The following is a 16,507-nucleotide window of genomic DNA, read 5'->3' on the forward strand; positions in this document are numbered from 1 at the left end:
GGGGAAAAGAAAATGAAGAAAATTTTAGCATTTGCATTATCAGCAATTGTAGGGGTTTCAGCATTAAGCGGCTGCTCAAGTGGAGACACGGGGGCAGGAGCGAAAGAAAAAGTAGTTCGCGTCGGTGTAACTGGAACGGATGGAGACGCTTGGGAAATTTTAAAGAAAAAAGCTGAAAAAGAAGGAATTAAAATTAAACTGGTTGAGTTCTCTGATTACACAACGCCAAATAAAGCGTTAGCTGATGGAGATATTGAACTAAACTCATTCCAGCACGTTGCTTTCTTAGAGCAATTTAAAAAAGAGCATAAGTTAGATATTACAGCTGTTGGTACAACGCAAATTGCACCAATGGGCTTATACTCTGAAAAATATAAGAAGGCAAATGAAATTCCAGATGGTTCAGAAATTGCGATTCCCAATGATCCAACGAACCAAGCTCGTGCATTAAAACTTCTTGATGCAGCTGGATTATTAAAGCTTAAGAAAGACTTTGGCTTATTCGGAGATCCAAGCGGCATTGCTGAAAATCCGAAGAAATTAAAAATCACACCGGTTATCGCACAGCAAACACCTCGTGTATTAAAAGACGTTGCAGCTTCAGTTATTAATAACGGTGTTGCTGGTCAAGCTGGATTAGATCCAGCGAAGGATCCAATTTTCTTAGAAGATCCAAAGAATGAAAATGCGAAGCCATATATTAATATTTTCGCAGCTCGTACGAAAGATAAAGATGATCCAACACTGAAAAAAGTAATTGAACTCTATCATTCAAAAGAAGTAACAGATGCAATTAAGAAAGAAACAAATGATGGTTCCATTTCAGTAGATCTTTCACTTGAGGAGCTTGAAAAAATCGTAAAATAATTATCGGGTTTAACGATTAACAGTAGGAACCCCTCCGCTGTTAGTTCGTTCAACATATAATCTACTTAACAAACAAAACCCTAATTCTGTACCTTCCAATTCTGTATAACGTAGAATCCATGTTTGTTAAGTAGAGTAATGGACCAGGAGTTTTCCTGGTCTTTTTTTGTAGTTATTCAATTATAATACTTTTTAAAGTATCTTCATGATGCTCTTGTTCTTTCGGATAAGCAGCTAGTTCCTCTTGTAAAATATTTAATATTTGTTTAGCTGATTGCTGGATTGGATTAGGTAGCTCTTCTAATATATGCATCCCGACTTTTATTTTTGTACGAATTACCCTGCGTAGTAATTCCTCATGCATGTACTACACCTCCAAACCGAATATTTAGTACATCTTCTTCAAATTTTGCTCCTTGAATAGAAAGGTGTGTTAATGTTTTTGGTAACGTGATGTTCCGTTTAACAGAACCCGCTCGAATAATAAGTTCATCACCTTTTTGATTTAAGGAAAGTTCACTTTTGTTTGAGAAGGGAATGGACAGAACGAAAATATACTCATCGCCATCCTTTTTTACATATTGAGTGCGCCCATTAAATTTCACTTCTGTAGGGGAATGGTCAGTTTTAAATAAAGAATCTCCTACACGTTCTAACATAGTTAGACCGACAACTTCTTGTTCAAACATTGGAGCTTCGTAAATAGGAAGGGGGTGAAAACTATCTTGAATTAATGTTTTATATTTCTTTTGCGTATCTTTCCATGCTTGAAAATAAGGATCGGTGACAGTGTTAGGGATGACGCGATTAATCATAACGGCATCTACGTTATAATCGTACAAATTTAAATACGTAAAGCTGCGCTGAGCTTCTTTAATGACCATTTTTTCAGGATTTACAACGATGCGGATACTTGTTACGTCTCGGTTTGATAAAATATCTCTCATTTCTCCGAGCTGTTCAAGTGTATTTGTTAATTCGTCCATAATATCGTCGGTTGGAAGAGGGACACCAAGGAGTGGTTGAGCTACAGGACGAACGACTTTTAAAACTTTTCTTTTAATAGGAAATAATTTTTCCATCCACCAGCCGAGCATGTCTGGAAAACTTAGCATTGCTAATGTTTCTCCTGTTGGAGCGCAATCAATGATGATAACATCATATGTGTTTTGTTTATAATAATCGAGTACGCGCAGTAAGCTAATTAAATCTTCCATACCAGGAAACATCGTTAATTCTTCTGTTGTAATATCATCAGCTGCTTTGGAAGTGAATAGCAAGGTAATATACTTCTGTAACTTTCCCCAGCCTTTTTCCATTTCATAAATTGTATTAATTTCTTGTGCCCATAAATTTTCACGGATTTCTAATGGCTCAGAAGATAGCTTTATACCAAATGAATCTCCTAAACTATGAGCAGGATCTGTACTCATTACTAAAGTTTTTAATCCTTGTTTTGCGCTTTGAAGTGCTGTTGCTGCTGAAATGCTAGTTTTCCCTACGCCGCCTTTACCTGTATACAAAATAATTCTCATCATTCTATCCCCTTTGTTTCGAGTATCGAATATTACGAGTTCCAAAATAAAATATTGAATAAAAACCCGGTTAGGGTTTTATTCAATCGGAATGTTTTTCATTTTAGGTGTAGAAACCTTTTCTTCTGTTTTTTGCTGTGACGTAGCGATGTGATTCATGATTTTTTGGAAGATTTGTAGTAAGAATGCTTTTTCTTCTTCTGATAATGCTTCTGTCACTAGGTTAAAGTAATGGGCTGCATTTTGTTTTACTTCGTGGACGAGCATTACGCCGTTTTCTGTTAAACAAATTAATACAATGCGCCGGTCGTTTTCATCACGGTACCTTTCAATATATCCCTTTTTTACAAGGCGATTTACAACGCCTGTCGTTGTACTCATCGGTATATCAAGAAGGTCAGCAATTTTTGTCATTGTAATATCTGTATTTCGCTCCATCCAAAGTAAACAAAATACTTCTGTTTTAGAAAGTGTTAAATCTAGGCTTACCCATTCTTCAGGATAAAAAAGTTTCTTGGCGTTATCTAGCAGTAAGTCTAAAAAATGTTCATATTGCAACAATTATTTCCACTCCCGTATATTTCGAGGTTCGTAATATTTGTTTTTATTTTATGTGGAATTGAAATAAATGTCAATGTTTTTGACTGTTTTTTCAGACTAGACAGAAAACTGTCTTTAAAATAGTATTCTTTTATGGTAGATTTATAAATATAAAACTAGAATTTACATAAAAATCCATCATGGTAAATATACTTATCTATAATGGATGTACAGCTAACGAGGGGGAGAACGATGAGAAGACGTAATACGCAAGCGTTCACGTTTTTAGCATGGACTTCATTTGTTTGCGCGCTTTCAGGTATGCTAATTGGAATTTATACGTTAGATGAAACGCTTAGTGTAAAAGGATATTATTTAATTGGAACATTATTTTTAACGATGTCTTGTTTTGTATTACAAAAAACAATTCGTGATAATGAAGAAGATAACGAGAGATTTCCGAAAAATGAACCGTTAGATAAAGACTAAATTGTAAAGAAAGGCATTTGCCTTTCTTTTTTTATGTAAAAATGCTGTAAGTGCCATGTGTTGACTTGCTTGAAGTACTGAAAATTTGGTATCATCAATAGTATTGTAGATTGAACGATATATTATGGAGGTGGCCTAGCCGTGTCAAGAATTTCCGTTGAGAATGTAAAGCACGTAGCACATTTAGCACGTCTTGCAATTACTGATCAAGAAGCAGAAAAATTTCAAAAACAACTAGATGCAATTGTTACATTTGCAGAACAGTTAAATGAATTAGATACAACAGATGTAAAACCAACAACTCATGTATTAACTATGAAAAATGTTATGCGTGAAGATGTACCAGAAAAAGGTTTACCAGTCGAAGAAGTATTAAAAAATGCACCGGATCACAAAGATAATCAAATCCGTGTTCCAGCAGTATTAGAATAGAGGAGGGGAATTTCGATGTCATTATTTGATCATTCGGTATCAGAGTTACATAAGAAGTTAAACAACAAAGAAATTTCCGTTACGGATTTAGTAGAAGAATCTTACAAACGTATTGCGGATGTTGAAGATAACGTAAAAGCTTTTCTTACATTAGATGAAGAAAATGCACGCGCGAAAGCGAAAGAATTAGACGCAAAGATTGGTGCTGAAGATAATGGATTATTATTCGGTATGCCAATCGGTGTAAAAGATAACATTGTAACTAACGGTCTTCGTACTACTTGTGCGAGCAAAATGTTAGCAAACTTTGATCCAATTTATGATGCGACAGTTGTGCAAAAGCTAAAAGCTGCTGACACAGTTACAATCGGTAAATTAAATATGGACGAGTTCGCAATGGGTTCTTCAAACGAAAACTCAGGTTTCTACGCTACGAAAAATCCATGGAACTTAGATTACGTTCCAGGTGGATCTAGTGGTGGTTCTGCAGCAGCTGTAGCGGCAGGAGAAGTATTATTCTCTCTAGGTTCTGATACGGGTGGTTCTATCCGTCAGCCAGCTGCATATTGCGGTGTTGTAGGTTTAAAACCAACTTACGGACGCGTATCTCGTTACGGATTAGTAGCATTCGCATCTTCACTTGACCAAATCGGACCGATTACACGTACAGTAGAAGATAATGCATACTTATTACAAGCTATTTCAGGTATTGACCGTATGGATGCAACTTCTGCAAACGTTGAAGTAGGAAACTACTTAGCTGGCTTAACAGGCGACGTTAAAGGTTTACGCATTGCTGTACCAAAAGAATACTTAGGCGAAGGTGTTGGCGAGGAAGCTCGTGAGTCAGTACTAGCTGCTTTAAAAGTATTAGAAGGTATGGGCGCAACTTGGGAGGAAGTATCTCTTCCGCACTCTAAATACGCTCTAGCAACGTATTACTTACTATCTTCTTCGGAAGCATCTGCTAACCTTTCACGCTTTGATGGCGTACGTTACGGTGTGCGTTCTGATAATGTAAATAATCTATTAGATCTTTACAAAAACACACGTAGCGAAGGTTTCGGTGATGAAGTAAAACGTCGTATTATGCTTGGTACATTTGCACTTAGCTCTGGTTACTATGATGCATATTACAAAAAAGCACAACAAGTACGTACATTAATTAAGAACGACTTTGAAAATGTATTTGCGAACTACGATGTTATTATTGGACCAACAACGCCAACTCCGGCATTTAAAGTGGGCGAAAAAGTTGATGATCCAATGACAATGTATGCAAATGATATTTTAACAATTCCAGTAAACTTAGCGGGTGTTCCAGCGATTTCTGTTCCATGTGGATTCGGTGCTAACAACATGCCACTTGGTTTACAAATCATTGGTAAACACTTCGATGAAGCGACAATTTACCGCGTTGCACATGCGTTTGAGCAAGCAACAGACTATCATACAAAAAAAGCAAGTCTGTAAGGAGGCGAGCATAGATGAATTTAGAAACAATTATTGGTTTAGAGGTTCACGTTGAGTTAAAAACAAATTCGAAAATTTTCTCTGCGAGTCCAACAGAATTCGGAGCAGAGCCAAATACACAAACAAGTGTAATTGACTTAGGATACCCAGGGGTACTTCCTACTTTAAATAAAGAAGCAGTTAACTTTGCAATGAAGGCTGCAATGGCATTAAACTGTGAAATCGCAACGGAAACGAAGTTCGACCGTAAAAACTATTTCTACCCAGATAATCCGAAAGCTTACCAAATTTCTCAATTCGATAAGCCAATTGGTGAAAATGGTTGGATTGAAATTGAAGTAGACGGTAAAAAGAAACGTATCGGTATTACACGTCTTCATTTAGAAGAGGATGCTGGTAAATCAACGCATACAGCTGATGGTTCATTAGTAGACTACAACCGTCAAGGTATGCCTTTAATCGAGATCGTATCTGAGCCAGATATGCGTACGCCAGAAGAAGCATATGCATACTTAGAGAAGTTAAAATCAATCATTCAATACACTGGCGTATCTGATTGTAAGATGGAAGAAGGTTCTCTACGTTGTGATGCGAATATTTCCCTTCGTCCAGTTGGACAAGAGAAGTTCGGTACAAAAGCGGAACTGAAAAACTTAAACTCATTCACTTACGTACAAAAAGGTCTTGAGCACGAGCAAGTGCGCCAAGAGAAAGAATTGTTATCTGGTGGTATCATCCAACAAGAAACACGTCGTTATGATGAAGCAACGAAGAAAACAATCTTAATGCGTGTGAAAGAGGGGTCTGACGATTACCGTTACTTCCCAGAGCCAGACTTAGTTGAACTTTACATCGATGATGAGTGGAAAGAAGAAATTCGTGCTTCGATCCCAGAACTTCCAGATGCACGTAAAGCTCGCTACGTTGCAGAAATTGGCTTACCAGCTTATGATGCACACGTATTAACATTAACGAAAGAGATGTCTGATTTCTTTGAAGCAGCAATTGAAGATGGAGCAGATGCGAAACTAACATCAAACTGGTTAATGGGTGAAGTGCTTGCATACTTAAACAAACAACAAAAAGAGTTAAAAGACGTTGCATTAACGCCTGCTGGCTTATCTAAAATGGTTCAATTAATTGAAAAAGGTACAATTTCTTCGAAAATCGCGAAGAAAGTATTTAATGAATTAATTGAAAAAGGTGGAGACCCAGAAGAAATCGTTAAAGCGAAAGGTCTTGTTCAAATTTCTGACGAGGGTACACTTCGTAAAGTTGTAACAGAAATTCTTGATAATAATGAGCAATCTATCGAAGACTTTAAAAACGGTAAAGACCGTGCAATTGGCTTCTTAGTTGGTCAAATTATGAAAGCTACAAAAGGACAAGCAAATCCGCCGCTTGTTAACAAAATCTTACTTGAAGAGATTAATAAGCGATAGTAGTAATAACTTTTAAAGATTAAGCAGAAAAACACCCGTACATGGGTGTTTTTCTAGGTTAATCAAACGTTTGTTTAAATGAGAGAGAATCGTTTAAACAAACGTTTGATTAACTGTCAAAAGTGGAAAAATGTTTGTATAGCAACTATGGTATGATAGTTGCAAAAAGGTGGGAATAATGATAAATCTAGACATAGAGGTTTTTTTTCATCTCATGAAATAATAGATAATTACTATTCGTTATATGTAAATTGTTGTGAGGAAATAGATGGACATAAATTTTTTGTCAAATAAAACAAAACCATTGAAATGAATATTTACTTTTGATGGACTACACGAATCGGGTTCTTACTGCCTGTTTGAGCGAGATAAAAGAAGGATAGGAAGATGAGAGGAGGTAGGCATGGGAATACTGAATAGAAGTTCGGTATGTTCTTTTTCGATACATAAAGAAATTTCCTATGCTAATAAATGATGAAGCGAGCAAGAATTATTTATAATCCTACTTCTGGGCGCGAGCTATTTAAGAAAAGCTTACCGGAAGTATTACAAAAATTAGAACAAGCTGGATATGAAGCGTCTTGTCATGCGACAACTGGTCCTGGAGATGCGACTGTGGCAGCGAGGCAAGCTGCGGATCGTAAATTTGATGTTGTTATCGCAGCTGGTGGTGATGGTACATTAAATGAAGTGGTGAACGGTTTAGTAGGACATGAACATCGTCCGAAGTTTGGAATTATTCCAGTTGGAACGACAAATGATTTTGCGCGTGCGATTGGTGTACCTCGTGCTATTGAAGAGGCTGCGGATATTATTTGTGAAGGGAAAACAGTTCCGTTAGATCTTGGTAGAGCGAATGATACATATTTCATTAATATCGCTGGCGGCGGCCGTATTACAGAATTAACATATGAAGTACCGAGTAAGCTAAAGACAGTATTAGGCCAACTTGCTTACTATTTAAAAGGAATTGAAATGTTACCATCATTACATCCAACATATGTTGAAATTGAGTATGATGGAAAGTTGCTACAAGAAGAAATTACGATGTTTTTAATTACGAATACGCGTTCAGTGGGCGGCTTTGAAAAGGTAGCACCATATGCATCAATTAACGATGGATTATTTGATTTATTAGTACTGAAAAAAGGTTCTATCGCTGACTTAATTAAAGCAGCAACACAAGCACAGCGTGGTGAACATATTAACAATCCAAAAGTGCTATACACACAAGCAAATCGAATTAAAGTGCATTCACCAGATAAACTAATGATTAACTTAGATGGTGAATACGGTGGAGATGCACCGATGGAATTCGAAAATATATATCATTGTCTTGAACTATTTGTTCCTGAACATCAAGAGGATGCCCTGTAAAGGCATCCTTTTTATTATATAGAGGAATTGTAAATTGGAAGTTAGTTTGATTTTCATGGTATTTTTACAATTCGTTTATGTTATATCCATACTTTATTGATACACTGGAGGAGATAAGAAACGAGAGGTAGGGTGCTATGGAGAAGGTAAAAGCAATACTATTTGATAAAGACGGGACGTTAATGGATTTTCACTCAATTTGGATAAAAGTAGCTGAAGAACTGGTGGCAGAATGTATAAATTTATATCAACTTCCAAAGTCAATGCAGCCTACTTTATTAAAAGAGATCGGTGTAGATGGGGTATTTGTGAACCCTCGTAGCGCAATAGCAGCAGGAACAAGCCTTGATGTTGCAAAAGGGCTTTGTAAGTATATTACGTCATCTAAGGAAGAAGAGATGCATGAGTGGGTAAGTGAAAAATTATTTTCCCTTATGTACGAGCACCGTTCCTATATGAGAATGACGGCGGATTTACCAAGAATTTTACAAAGCTTAAAGGATAGAGGATTTATTTTAGGTGTTGTTACAGCTGATGATTTCGCACCGACAGAATTATTTTTAAAACAGTATCAATTAGAGTCTTATTTTGATTATGTTGTAGCTTCAGATACGTTTCCGGCACAAAAACCAGATAAAAGAATTGTAGAATCATTTTGTGAAAGGTTTCATTTAGAGGCGTGTGAAGTAGCGGTCGTTGGAGATACTCCAACTGATTTACATTTAGCGAAAAATGGCGGCGATTGCTATGCAATTGGAGTACTATCTGGTACAGGGGATCGTCAAACTTTAGAACCACTTGCGGATTTAGTAGTACAATCTGTTGGGGATTTTATTTCTCATTCAGGTGAGTTTATTTGGGAACAAGGAAAGTCTAATGTGTAAGAAAAATAAGTCTATAGGGACTCTTAATGAGTCTTTATAGACTTATTTTTTATGCTGAAATAGAAGGCATCTAGGATGAATGCTGGAAAAGAATGTTGGCATACGTTTTGCAATGTAAAGAGAAAACAATGTAAAGAAAAGGATGGGGTACGTAATGAACACAAAAAAATTTGCTAAAGTAAATGAACAAATTCCTGGACCGAAAGCAGCGTCTTTATTAGAACGCCGCCAAAATATAGTACCAAAAGGAGTAAGTAACGGCATCCCAACGTTTGTACAATCTGCAAATGGTGCTCTTGTAACAGATGTTGATGGCAATCAGTACATTGATTTCGCGGGAGCAATCGGAACAATTAACGTAGGGCATTGTCATCCAGCTGTTAAAGAGGCGCTCCATAAACAAGTAGATCAATACATTCATACTGGATTTAATGTCATGATGTATGAGCCATATATTGAATTAGCAGAAAAACTTGCGGCATTAGCGCCGGGAAGTTTTGATAAGCAAGTACTATTTTTAAATAGTGGTGCAGAAGCAGTTGAGAACGCTGTGAAAATCGCTCGTAAATATACAAAAAGACCCGGTATTATCGCGTTTTCTAAAGGATTCCACGGGCGTACATTAATGACAATGACGATGACAAGTAAAGTAAAACCATATAAATTTGGATTTGGCCCATTTGCGCCTGAAGTCTATAAAGCACCATTCCCGTACGAATATCGCCGCCCAGAAGGATTAACGGAAGAGCAGTACGATGACTTTATGATTGAAGAGTTTAAGAATTTCTTCATATCAGAAGTAGCGCCAGAAACAATTGCAGCCGTTGTAATGGAACCTGTTCAAGGGGAAGGCGGATTTATCGTTCCAAGTAAGAAGTTTGTGCAAGAAGTACGCAATATTTGTTCAGAACACGGCATCCTATTTGTAGCAGATGAAATTCAAACAGGATTTAGTCGTACAGGAAAATATTTTGCCATTGATCATTATGATGTCGTTCCAGATTTAATTACGGTATCTAAATCATTAGGCGCTGGTGTACCGATTAGTGGTGTTATTGGGCGCAAGGAAATTATGAATGAGTCTGCACCGGGAGAGCTTGGTGGAACGTACGCAGGAAGCCCGCTAGGATGTGCAGCAGCATTGGCAGTACTTGATGTAATAGAGAAAGAGAATTTAAATGATAGAGCGATAGAATTAGGAAAAGTCGTAATGAACCGATTCGAAGAGATGAAAAATAAATATAATTGCATCGGTGATGTGCGTGGTTTAGGGGCAATGTGCGCATTCGAGCTCGTTCAAGATCGTAAGACGAAAGCACCTGATAAAACGTTAACAGCTAACTTGTGTGCAGAAGCAAACAAACGCGGATTACTTCTACTATCAGCAGGGACATACGGTAATGTTATTCGTGTGTTAATGCCATTAGTTATTACAGATGAGCAACTTGAAGAAGGATTAACAATAATTGAAGAATCATTGCAAGTCTGCTATGAGAAAGCAAATACTGCACATGTTTAAAAGCTAAATAATAAATCGCAAACATTCTAGCTGACTCTATATAAAATGCAGAAAATTCACTTTATAATAAAGGTAGTGAAGTGAATCGATGGATTGGAAGTTAGGGGTGGCTAGGATGGTTGCAGAAAAGGAACGAATGTTAATGGATTTACAAGATGTATTTGAATATGCGTTTGACGAAATTTTTGTAACTGACGAAAAGGGAATCGTTGTGCGTGTAAATAGTACATGTGAAAGGCACTATCAATTAGCTGCTAAAGAGTTAGTAGGTAAGCATGTAAAAGAATTACAGAAGGATGGTATCTTTTATCCATCGGCAACGTTAGAAGTAATTGAAAAAAGGAGACCGATTGAACTCGTTCAAACGACAAAATCAGGAGAGTATTTACACGTTCGTACAAGGCCTGTTTTTGACGATGAGGGAAATTTAAGAAGAGTAATTAGTTATTCTCGTGATCTTACAGAACTCTACCAATTACGTCAAAAGGTAGAGGAAATGGATAATCAGTTAAAAACATATAAAAAAGAATTAAGAGAAACGTATGAGCATGAAGGACTTATTTTTAAAAGTATCGCTATGCAAAAAATAGTCGAGACAATCAAGAAAGTATCCATGGTAGATAGTACAGTTCTCGTTTTAGGCGAGACAGGAGTAGGGAAGAGTCGATTAGTACGTCATTTACATGAAGTGAGTAACCGGAAGAATGAAAGTTTCTATGAAATTAACTGTGCGGCATTGCCAACGAATTTAATTGAATCAGAGCTTTTTGGATACTCAGGTGGATCTTTTACAGGTGCGAATCGTGAAGGGAAAAAGGGATTATTAGAATCCGCGCATAAAGGAACTCTTTTCTTAGATGAAATTGGCGAAATGCCGCTTGAAATTCAAGCGAAGCTTTTGCAAGTGTTGCAAGAAAAAACGTTTCGCCCTATAGGCGGAAGGGAATTAAAAAAGGTGGACGTTAGAATTGTAGCGGCAACAAATCGAGATTTAAGTATGATGGTGAAACAAGGAACATTCCGGAAAGATTTATATTATCGTCTGAATGTCATTCCAATTTTGATTCCGCCACTTCGGGAAAGAACAGAAGACATTTTGCCACTTATTTATCATTATTTACAGCACTTTAACGAGAAATATGGTCGGAATGTAAAATTAGCGCCTAGCACATTGCAAATGTTTGTTGGTTACCCGTGGGAAGGAAATAATAGAGAAATTGAAAATGTGATAGAGCGAATTGTTATAACTGTTGATGATATCGTTACGATAGAAGATTTGCCAATAGCGATGCAAGAATCAACGGTTGAACAGTCCGGCCAAAGTCTCTATAAAATGTTAGAAGAAGTAGAACGGAATATTATTTTAAAAGCATATAAAACATATGGATCGAGTTATAAAGTAGCGGAGTTTTTAAAAATAAGTCAATCTGCTGCCACTAGGAAAATAAAGAAACTTATAGAGGAGGAAGAAAACATTGGATAAAAAAGCGACGTTTGTAAATGTAGAGAAAAAGGCGATGTATATAAATGGTGAGTGGATTACATTGCAAGAACAAATCGAAGTAAATAATCCAGCAACGAAGGAAATATTTGCGACGGTACCAAAGGGCGGAGTAACAGAGGCAAAGCAAGCTGTTGATGCGGCCCATGAAGCTTTTAAATCATGGTCTAAGTTAACAGCAGCAGACCGTGCAGTGAAGTTAAAGAAATGGTTCACGCTTATCGATGAAAATAAAGAAGAGATTGCAGCGATCATGACGAAAGAACAAGGAAAGCCGTTTGCAGAAGCACTTGGTGAAGTGAATTATGCAAATAGCTTTGTTGAATGGTATGCAGAAGAAGGAAAACGCGTATATGGTGAAATGATTCCTGCTTCTCATCCGAATAAACGTATTTTAGTTATGAAACAACCAGTTGGAGTTATGGCAGCTATTACACCTTGGAACTTCCCGGCGGCTATGATTACAAGAAAGGTAGCCCCGGCGCTCGCAGCAGGATGTACAGCAGTTGTAAAACCTGCAAGTCAAACGCCGTTAACTGCGCTGAAATTAGCTGAATTAGCCCATGAAGCAGACATTCCAAAAGGCGTAATAAATATTGTAACAGGTAGTGCGAAAGCAATTGCTGATACGTGGATGGAAGATGGACGTGTTCGAAAAGTTTCTTTTACAGGATCAACGGAAATTGGGAAAGAGTTAATGGCTAGTGCTGCACAAACGATGAAAAAGGTTTCACTTGAGTTAGGTGGTCATGCGCCGTTTATTGTTATGAATGATGCGGATTTAGATAAAGCGGTAGAAGCGGTAATTGGTTCGAAATTCCGTAACGCAGGACAAACGTGTATATGTACAAACCGAGTATTTGTTCAGGAAGAAGTGTATGAAGTGTTTGTAGAGAAGTTCCAAAAGGCAGTAGGGCAATTAAAAGTAGGAGACGGTTTCGGTGACGGAACGACTGTAGGACCACTTATTGACGAGAATGCAGTTTCGAAAGTACAAGGACATATCGAAGATGCTATTCAAAAGGGGGGGACAGTTTTATATGGTGGCCAAAAGGTTGCCGAGCTAGACGGACACTTTATGCAACCAACTGTAATTGGATTGGCGAATGATACGATGCTTTGTATGAATGAAGAAACATTTGGTCCAGTTGCACCAGTTGCGAAATTTAAAACAGTGGAAGAAGTAATCGAAAGAGCAAATAATACACCATACGGCTTGGCTGCGTATATTTTCACGAAAGATATTAGTCAAGCGTTCCAAATTAGTGAAGCACTAGAGTATGGTATTATCGGTTTAAATGATGGACTTCCATCAGTTGCACAAGCACCGTTCGGTGGCTTTAAAGAGAGTGGCATTGGCCGTGAAGGAGGCCATTTCGGTATCGAGGAATATTTAGAAATTAAATATATTTCATTAGGACTATAAGTAGTATACTAGAATCTCTATAAGGTAACAGAGAAGGAGATTCTAGTATGGTATATTGGCTATTATTACTCGTAACAATTATTTTTGAAGTAGCTGGAACAATTGCGATGAAATTATCAAACGGTTTAACAAAGCTCGTTCCAAGTGTACTGATTTTCGTATTTTATGGAATTTGTTTCAGCGTGTTCGCCATCGTTGTCAAAAAAATTCATTTAAGTATTGCTTATGCCATTTGGTCTGGCGTTGGAACATTACTTATTACAATCATTAGCGTGTATTTCTTTAAAGAGCACATTAGCTTATTCCAAGCATTTTGTATTCTCTTTATTGTTTTAGGAGTAATTGGACTTAAGGTTTCATCGGCATCATAAGTAGTAGTTTCGTTTTATGACATTGCTTAGGGACGGTACGTTGGTAAATGAATTATATCAGCGATTTTTTTGATATATCGACCGTAACTCAATTTATATCAGCGATTTTTGAAATATATCGATTTACCGACAAAAATGACAATATAAAAGGAGGCTATCCCTGAGGATAGCCTCCTTTTATATTAAAATGCCCAGTTACCTTTACGGAAGATTGGTTCATGCCTTCCATCAGCTGTAATACCATCGATATCAAGCTCAGCTGATCCAATCATGAAGTCGTTGTGTGTAATACTAGTGTTTGCCCCATTTTCAGCAAGTTCTTCTTTAGACATTGTTTTTCCACCAACTAAGTTGAATGCATAAGCACTTCCGATTGCAAGGTGGCAAGATGCGTTTTCATCAAACAGCGTATTGTAGAATAAAACATTTGTGTTTGAAATCGGTGAATCGTGAGGTACTAAAGCTACTTCTCCTAAGAAGTGAGAACCTTCATCTGTTTCTACTAAATGTTTTAAAGCCTCTTCACCAGTTTCAGCTTTATAATCTACGATACGTCCGTTCTCAAATGTTAACGTGAAGTTATCGATAATGTTACCTGCAAATGCTAACGGTTTTGTGCTAGATACTTGGCCGTTTACACCTGTTTTAAGTGGCATTGTAAATACTTCTTCAGTTGGAATGTTCGCCATAAATGGTACGTTCTTTTCATTTAAGCTACCAGCACCAGCCCATACATGCTTTTCTGGAAGTTCGATTGTTAAATCTGTTCCAGGACCTGTATAGTGAAGAGCTTTATAATGCTTTTCGTTTAAGTAATCAACTTTTGTATGTAACGTTTCATCGTGTTCTTTCCATGCTTCCACAGGATTTTCTAAATCAGCACGAGTCGCTTTAAAGATGGCATCCCATAGTTTTGCTTCTTGTTCTTCTGGTGCAACGTCAGGGAATACCTTTGCAGCCCATTCTTTCGTAGGAACAGAAATGACACACCAGCTTACTTTATCAGCTTGTACGTAATCACGGTATACTTTCATTGCTTCACCAGCTACTTTATGAGCTGTTGCGATACGCGTTGATTCTACACCTTTTAATAAATCAGGATTTTCTGCATAAATAGACATAAATGCAGCACCTTCTTTTGCTAATTCTTCACGAGCGTGTGCTTTCCAAGATGGGAACTCAGCGAATGCTTCTTCAGGAGCTAGATCGAACTTTAAGCGTGTTAACGTCTCATCATTCCAATCCACATATACGTGTTTTGCACCAGATTTATATGCTTTTTCTGTAACGAGGCGTACAAATTGTACAGCTTCAAGAGGTGCACTAATTGATAATGTTTGTCCTGGTTGAATATTAACACCAACATTGACTGCAAGGGCAGCATATTTCTCTAACGTTTGTTCAAATGACATATGTATAATCTCCTTTAATTTGAAAGATTTCTTACTATATATAATACAAGAAAATTCAAAAAATATATATAAATAAAGCGTAAAAAGAGAGCTCAAAATATATTGAGCTCTCATCGTTATTTTATCGAAGAAGCAAATTGCTCTACGGTCGTCGTATTGTGTATGCGAACACGTTTCATTTTTAATAATTCATCGGGTTCACTTTTTGTGATGAACTTTCCGGATTTTGTTGTCGTCGCAAATTGATAATATTTCTTCGTTTCTGCAACGACTTTATCATCTACATGACCGAATGGGTAAGCAACTGCGATAACAGGTTTACCTGTTATTTTTTCTAGTTTTTCTTTCGATCCCTTTAATTCTTCTTCATAGTTTGTAATCTTTGGTAAGTCTGCATGTGTTGCAGTATGAGATTGCATGGAGAAAATGCCGGAATCAACCATTTCTTTTATGTCAGATGTAGAAAGAGATCCTTCAGCATCAACATTATTAACAATCATATATTCTGTTGCCGTTGGCTTAAACGTATCGTCTTTTAGTTTTTGCAGAATATGAAATGCATTCATATTATTTTTCATACCGTCATCAAATGTAACAAAGATAGGTTTATTCACTTTATTAATATCGCTCCAACGTTCAAAAGTTAGTAATGTATAGCCATTGTCCTTTAAATATTTCATTTGGCCTTCAAAGTTGGCGGGGGATACGAATAAATCTTTAATGCCTTGTCCATGATAATCATCGATTGCATGGTACATAAGAATGGGAACCTTTTGCTCGAAAGTAATTGCAGATTTTGTGAGTGGAATGGTTTTCCCATCTTCTTTCATTCCTATTGCTTCGATTTGAAACTCACCACGTTTTCCTTCAAATTCTTTTATATCAAAAGGAAGTGTAAACTGTTTCTCCTTTTCTTTAGAAGAAAAAGATTTAGTGTGGTCCTTTCCGTCAGCTGTGCGCCAAATTTTATATTGTACCTCAGTTAAAGTATCCTTTACATCTGTCATATGAATAGTAGTATTTGTAGATTCGTGCGTAATTGGAGTATAAGAAATTTTACCTTGTTCTTGTACGGTCACTTCTTGTTTCTTAGTCTCTTGAACCTTTTTCTCTTTTTTAGGTTCAGGACTTACATTGCTACTGTTACAGCCAGCTAAAATGGCAGACGTACATAAAGCGATTGCTGCGTATTTTCTCATAAAATCACCTTCTATTGTGTATTATGTTGCATGCTTATAT

Annotated in this window: 16 protein-coding genes; 11 read left to right on the forward strand and 5 right to left on the reverse strand. The window is 37.0% G+C overall.

Annotated features, from left to right (window positions below; translation table 11 throughout):
- The first annotated feature begins 12 nt into the window (after positions 1–12).
- Entirely contained in the window at positions 13–867 is an 855-nt protein-coding gene (locus KVT31_RS21600) for a MetQ/NlpA family ABC transporter substrate-binding protein (protein ID WP_088094930.1), read from the forward strand.
- 172 nt (positions 868–1,039) lie between these two features.
- Here the strand turns inward: KVT31_RS21600 and KVT31_RS21605 are convergent, their stop codons facing one another.
- The 3 genes from KVT31_RS21605 to KVT31_RS21615 form a co-directional block, all read right to left on the reverse strand.
- The gene (locus KVT31_RS21605; RefSeq protein ID WP_088094931.1) at positions 1,040–1,231 is read right to left on the reverse strand and encodes a DUF3926 domain-containing protein; all 192 of its coding nucleotides are present in this window, start codon (positions 1,229–1,231) and stop codon (positions 1,040–1,042) included.
- On the reverse strand, positions 1,224–2,405 hold the full coding sequence (locus tag KVT31_RS21610) for an ArsA family ATPase (protein ID WP_088094932.1): 1,182 nt from the start codon (positions 2,403–2,405) through the stop codon (positions 1,224–1,226). Before KVT31_RS21610 ends, KVT31_RS21605 begins: the two co-directional genes overlap by 8 nt.
- 75 nt (positions 2,406–2,480) lie before the next feature.
- A complete protein-coding gene (locus KVT31_RS21615; RefSeq protein WP_088094933.1) occupies positions 2,481–2,963 on the reverse strand; it encodes a MarR family winged helix-turn-helix transcriptional regulator in 483 nt (160 codons plus the stop codon).
- A gap of 231 nt (positions 2,964–3,194) precedes the next feature.
- Here KVT31_RS21615 and KVT31_RS21620 point away from each other — a divergent pair, with 231 nt between their 5' ends.
- The 10 genes from KVT31_RS21620 (at position 3,195) to KVT31_RS21665 (ending at position 13,856) form a co-directional block, all read left to right on the forward strand.
- Positions 3,195–3,431, forward strand: coding sequence for a YiaA/YiaB family inner membrane protein (locus KVT31_RS21620; protein WP_001254392.1), 237 nt, complete (start codon positions 3,195–3,197; stop codon positions 3,429–3,431).
- Between the two features lie 141 nt (positions 3,432–3,572).
- Positions 3,573–3,863 carry an Asp-tRNA(Asn)/Glu-tRNA(Gln) amidotransferase subunit GatC gene (gene gatC / locus KVT31_RS21625; protein WP_000086999.1) on the forward strand — a complete coding sequence of 97 codons (291 nt, stop codon included), beginning with the start codon at positions 3,573–3,575 and terminating at the stop codon, positions 3,861–3,863.
- Positions 3,864–3,878: 15 nt separating this feature from the next.
- Positions 3,879–5,336 carry an Asp-tRNA(Asn)/Glu-tRNA(Gln) amidotransferase subunit GatA gene (gene gatA, locus KVT31_RS21630; protein WP_000051449.1) on the forward strand — a complete coding sequence of 486 codons (1,458 nt, stop codon included), beginning with the start codon at positions 3,879–3,881 and terminating at the stop codon, positions 5,334–5,336.
- 14 nt (positions 5,337–5,350) lie between these two features.
- A complete protein-coding gene (gene gatB, locus KVT31_RS21635; protein ID WP_001047688.1) occupies positions 5,351–6,778 on the forward strand; it encodes an Asp-tRNA(Asn)/Glu-tRNA(Gln) amidotransferase subunit GatB in 1,428 nt (475 codons plus the stop codon).
- Between the two features lie 471 nt (positions 6,779–7,249).
- Positions 7,250–8,155: a diacylglycerol kinase gene (locus tag KVT31_RS21640; RefSeq protein WP_000977668.1), complete on the forward strand. Its 906-nt coding sequence runs from the start codon at positions 7,250–7,252 to the stop codon at positions 8,153–8,155.
- Positions 8,156–8,292: 137 nt separating this feature from the next.
- Positions 8,293–9,039 carry an HAD family hydrolase gene (locus KVT31_RS21645; RefSeq protein ID WP_088094934.1) on the forward strand — a complete coding sequence of 249 codons (747 nt, stop codon included), beginning with the start codon at positions 8,293–8,295 and terminating at the stop codon, positions 9,037–9,039.
- 154 nt (positions 9,040–9,193) lie between these two features.
- Positions 9,194–10,558: a 4-aminobutyrate--2-oxoglutarate transaminase gene (gene gabT, locus KVT31_RS21650; RefSeq protein ID WP_073518078.1), complete on the forward strand. Its 1,365-nt coding sequence runs from the start codon at positions 9,194–9,196 to the stop codon at positions 10,556–10,558.
- Between the two features lie 115 nt (positions 10,559–10,673).
- A complete protein-coding gene (locus KVT31_RS21655) occupies positions 10,674–12,041 on the forward strand; it encodes a sigma-54 interaction domain-containing protein (RefSeq protein ID WP_088094935.1) in 1,368 nt (455 codons plus the stop codon).
- Positions 12,034–13,485, forward strand: a complete 1,452-nt coding sequence (gene gabD, locus KVT31_RS21660) for an NADP-dependent succinate-semialdehyde dehydrogenase (RefSeq protein ID WP_088094936.1) — start codon at positions 12,034–12,036, stop codon at positions 13,483–13,485. The genes KVT31_RS21655 and gabD overlap by 8 nt, the downstream gene beginning before the upstream one ends.
- 47 nt (positions 13,486–13,532) lie before the next feature.
- A complete protein-coding gene (locus KVT31_RS21665) occupies positions 13,533–13,856 on the forward strand; it encodes a DMT family transporter (RefSeq protein ID WP_000263262.1) in 324 nt (107 codons plus the stop codon).
- Positions 13,857–14,038: 182 nt separating this feature from the next.
- Here the strand turns inward: KVT31_RS21665 and KVT31_RS21670 are convergent, their stop codons facing one another.
- Together KVT31_RS21670 and KVT31_RS21675 are read right to left on the reverse strand one after the other, a co-directional pair.
- A complete protein-coding gene (locus tag KVT31_RS21670; protein ID WP_088094937.1) occupies positions 14,039–15,268 on the reverse strand; it encodes an aminopeptidase in 1,230 nt (409 codons plus the stop codon).
- A 116-nt stretch (positions 15,269–15,384) separates the two neighbouring features.
- On the reverse strand, positions 15,385–16,467 hold the full coding sequence (locus KVT31_RS21675) for a polysaccharide deacetylase family protein (protein ID WP_088094938.1): 1,083 nt from the start codon (positions 16,465–16,467) through the stop codon (positions 15,385–15,387).
- Positions 16,468–16,507 lie beyond the last annotated feature (40 nt).

It is taken from the genome of Bacillus sp. GbtcB14 (assembly GCF_019091205.1).
Lineage (GTDB): Bacteria > Bacillota > Bacilli > Bacillales > Bacillaceae_G > Bacillus_A > Bacillus_A cereus_AG.

What these genes read in the sequence shown, in the direction of transcription:
- KVT31_RS21600 (WP_088094930.1), top strand. Translation starts at nt 13, where the DNA reads ATGAAGAAAATTTTAGCATTTGCATTATCAGCAATTGTAGGGGTTTCA.
- KVT31_RS21605 (WP_088094931.1), bottom strand. Translation starts at nt 1,231, where the DNA reads ATGCATGAGGAATTACTACGCAGGGTAATTCGTACAAAAATAAAAGTC.
- KVT31_RS21610 (WP_088094932.1), bottom strand. Translation starts at nt 2,405, where the DNA reads ATGATGAGAATTATTTTGTATACAGGTAAAGGCGGCGTAGGGAAAACT.
- KVT31_RS21620 (WP_001254392.1), top strand. Translation starts at nt 3,195, where the DNA reads ATGAGAAGACGTAATACGCAAGCGTTCACGTTTTTAGCATGGACTTCA.
- gatA (WP_000051449.1), top strand. Translation starts at nt 3,879, where the DNA reads ATGTCATTATTTGATCATTCGGTATCAGAGTTACATAAGAAGTTAAAC.
- gatB (WP_001047688.1), top strand. Translation starts at nt 5,351, where the DNA reads ATGAATTTAGAAACAATTATTGGTTTAGAGGTTCACGTTGAGTTAAAA.
- KVT31_RS21640 (WP_000977668.1), top strand. Translation starts at nt 7,250, where the DNA reads ATGATGAAGCGAGCAAGAATTATTTATAATCCTACTTCTGGGCGCGAG.
- KVT31_RS21645 (WP_088094934.1), top strand. Translation starts at nt 8,293, where the DNA reads ATGGAGAAGGTAAAAGCAATACTATTTGATAAAGACGGGACGTTAATG.
- gabT (WP_073518078.1), top strand. Translation starts at nt 9,194, where the DNA reads ATGAACACAAAAAAATTTGCTAAAGTAAATGAACAAATTCCTGGACCG.
- KVT31_RS21655 (WP_088094935.1), top strand. Translation starts at nt 10,674, where the DNA reads ATGGTTGCAGAAAAGGAACGAATGTTAATGGATTTACAAGATGTATTT.
- KVT31_RS21665 (WP_000263262.1), top strand. Translation starts at nt 13,533, where the DNA reads ATGGTATATTGGCTATTATTACTCGTAACAATTATTTTTGAAGTAGCT.
- KVT31_RS21670 (WP_088094937.1), bottom strand. Translation starts at nt 15,268, where the DNA reads ATGTCATTTGAACAAACGTTAGAGAAATATGCTGCCCTTGCAGTCAAT.
- KVT31_RS21675 (WP_088094938.1), bottom strand. Translation starts at nt 16,467, where the DNA reads ATGAGAAAATACGCAGCAATCGCTTTATGTACGTCTGCCATTTTAGCT.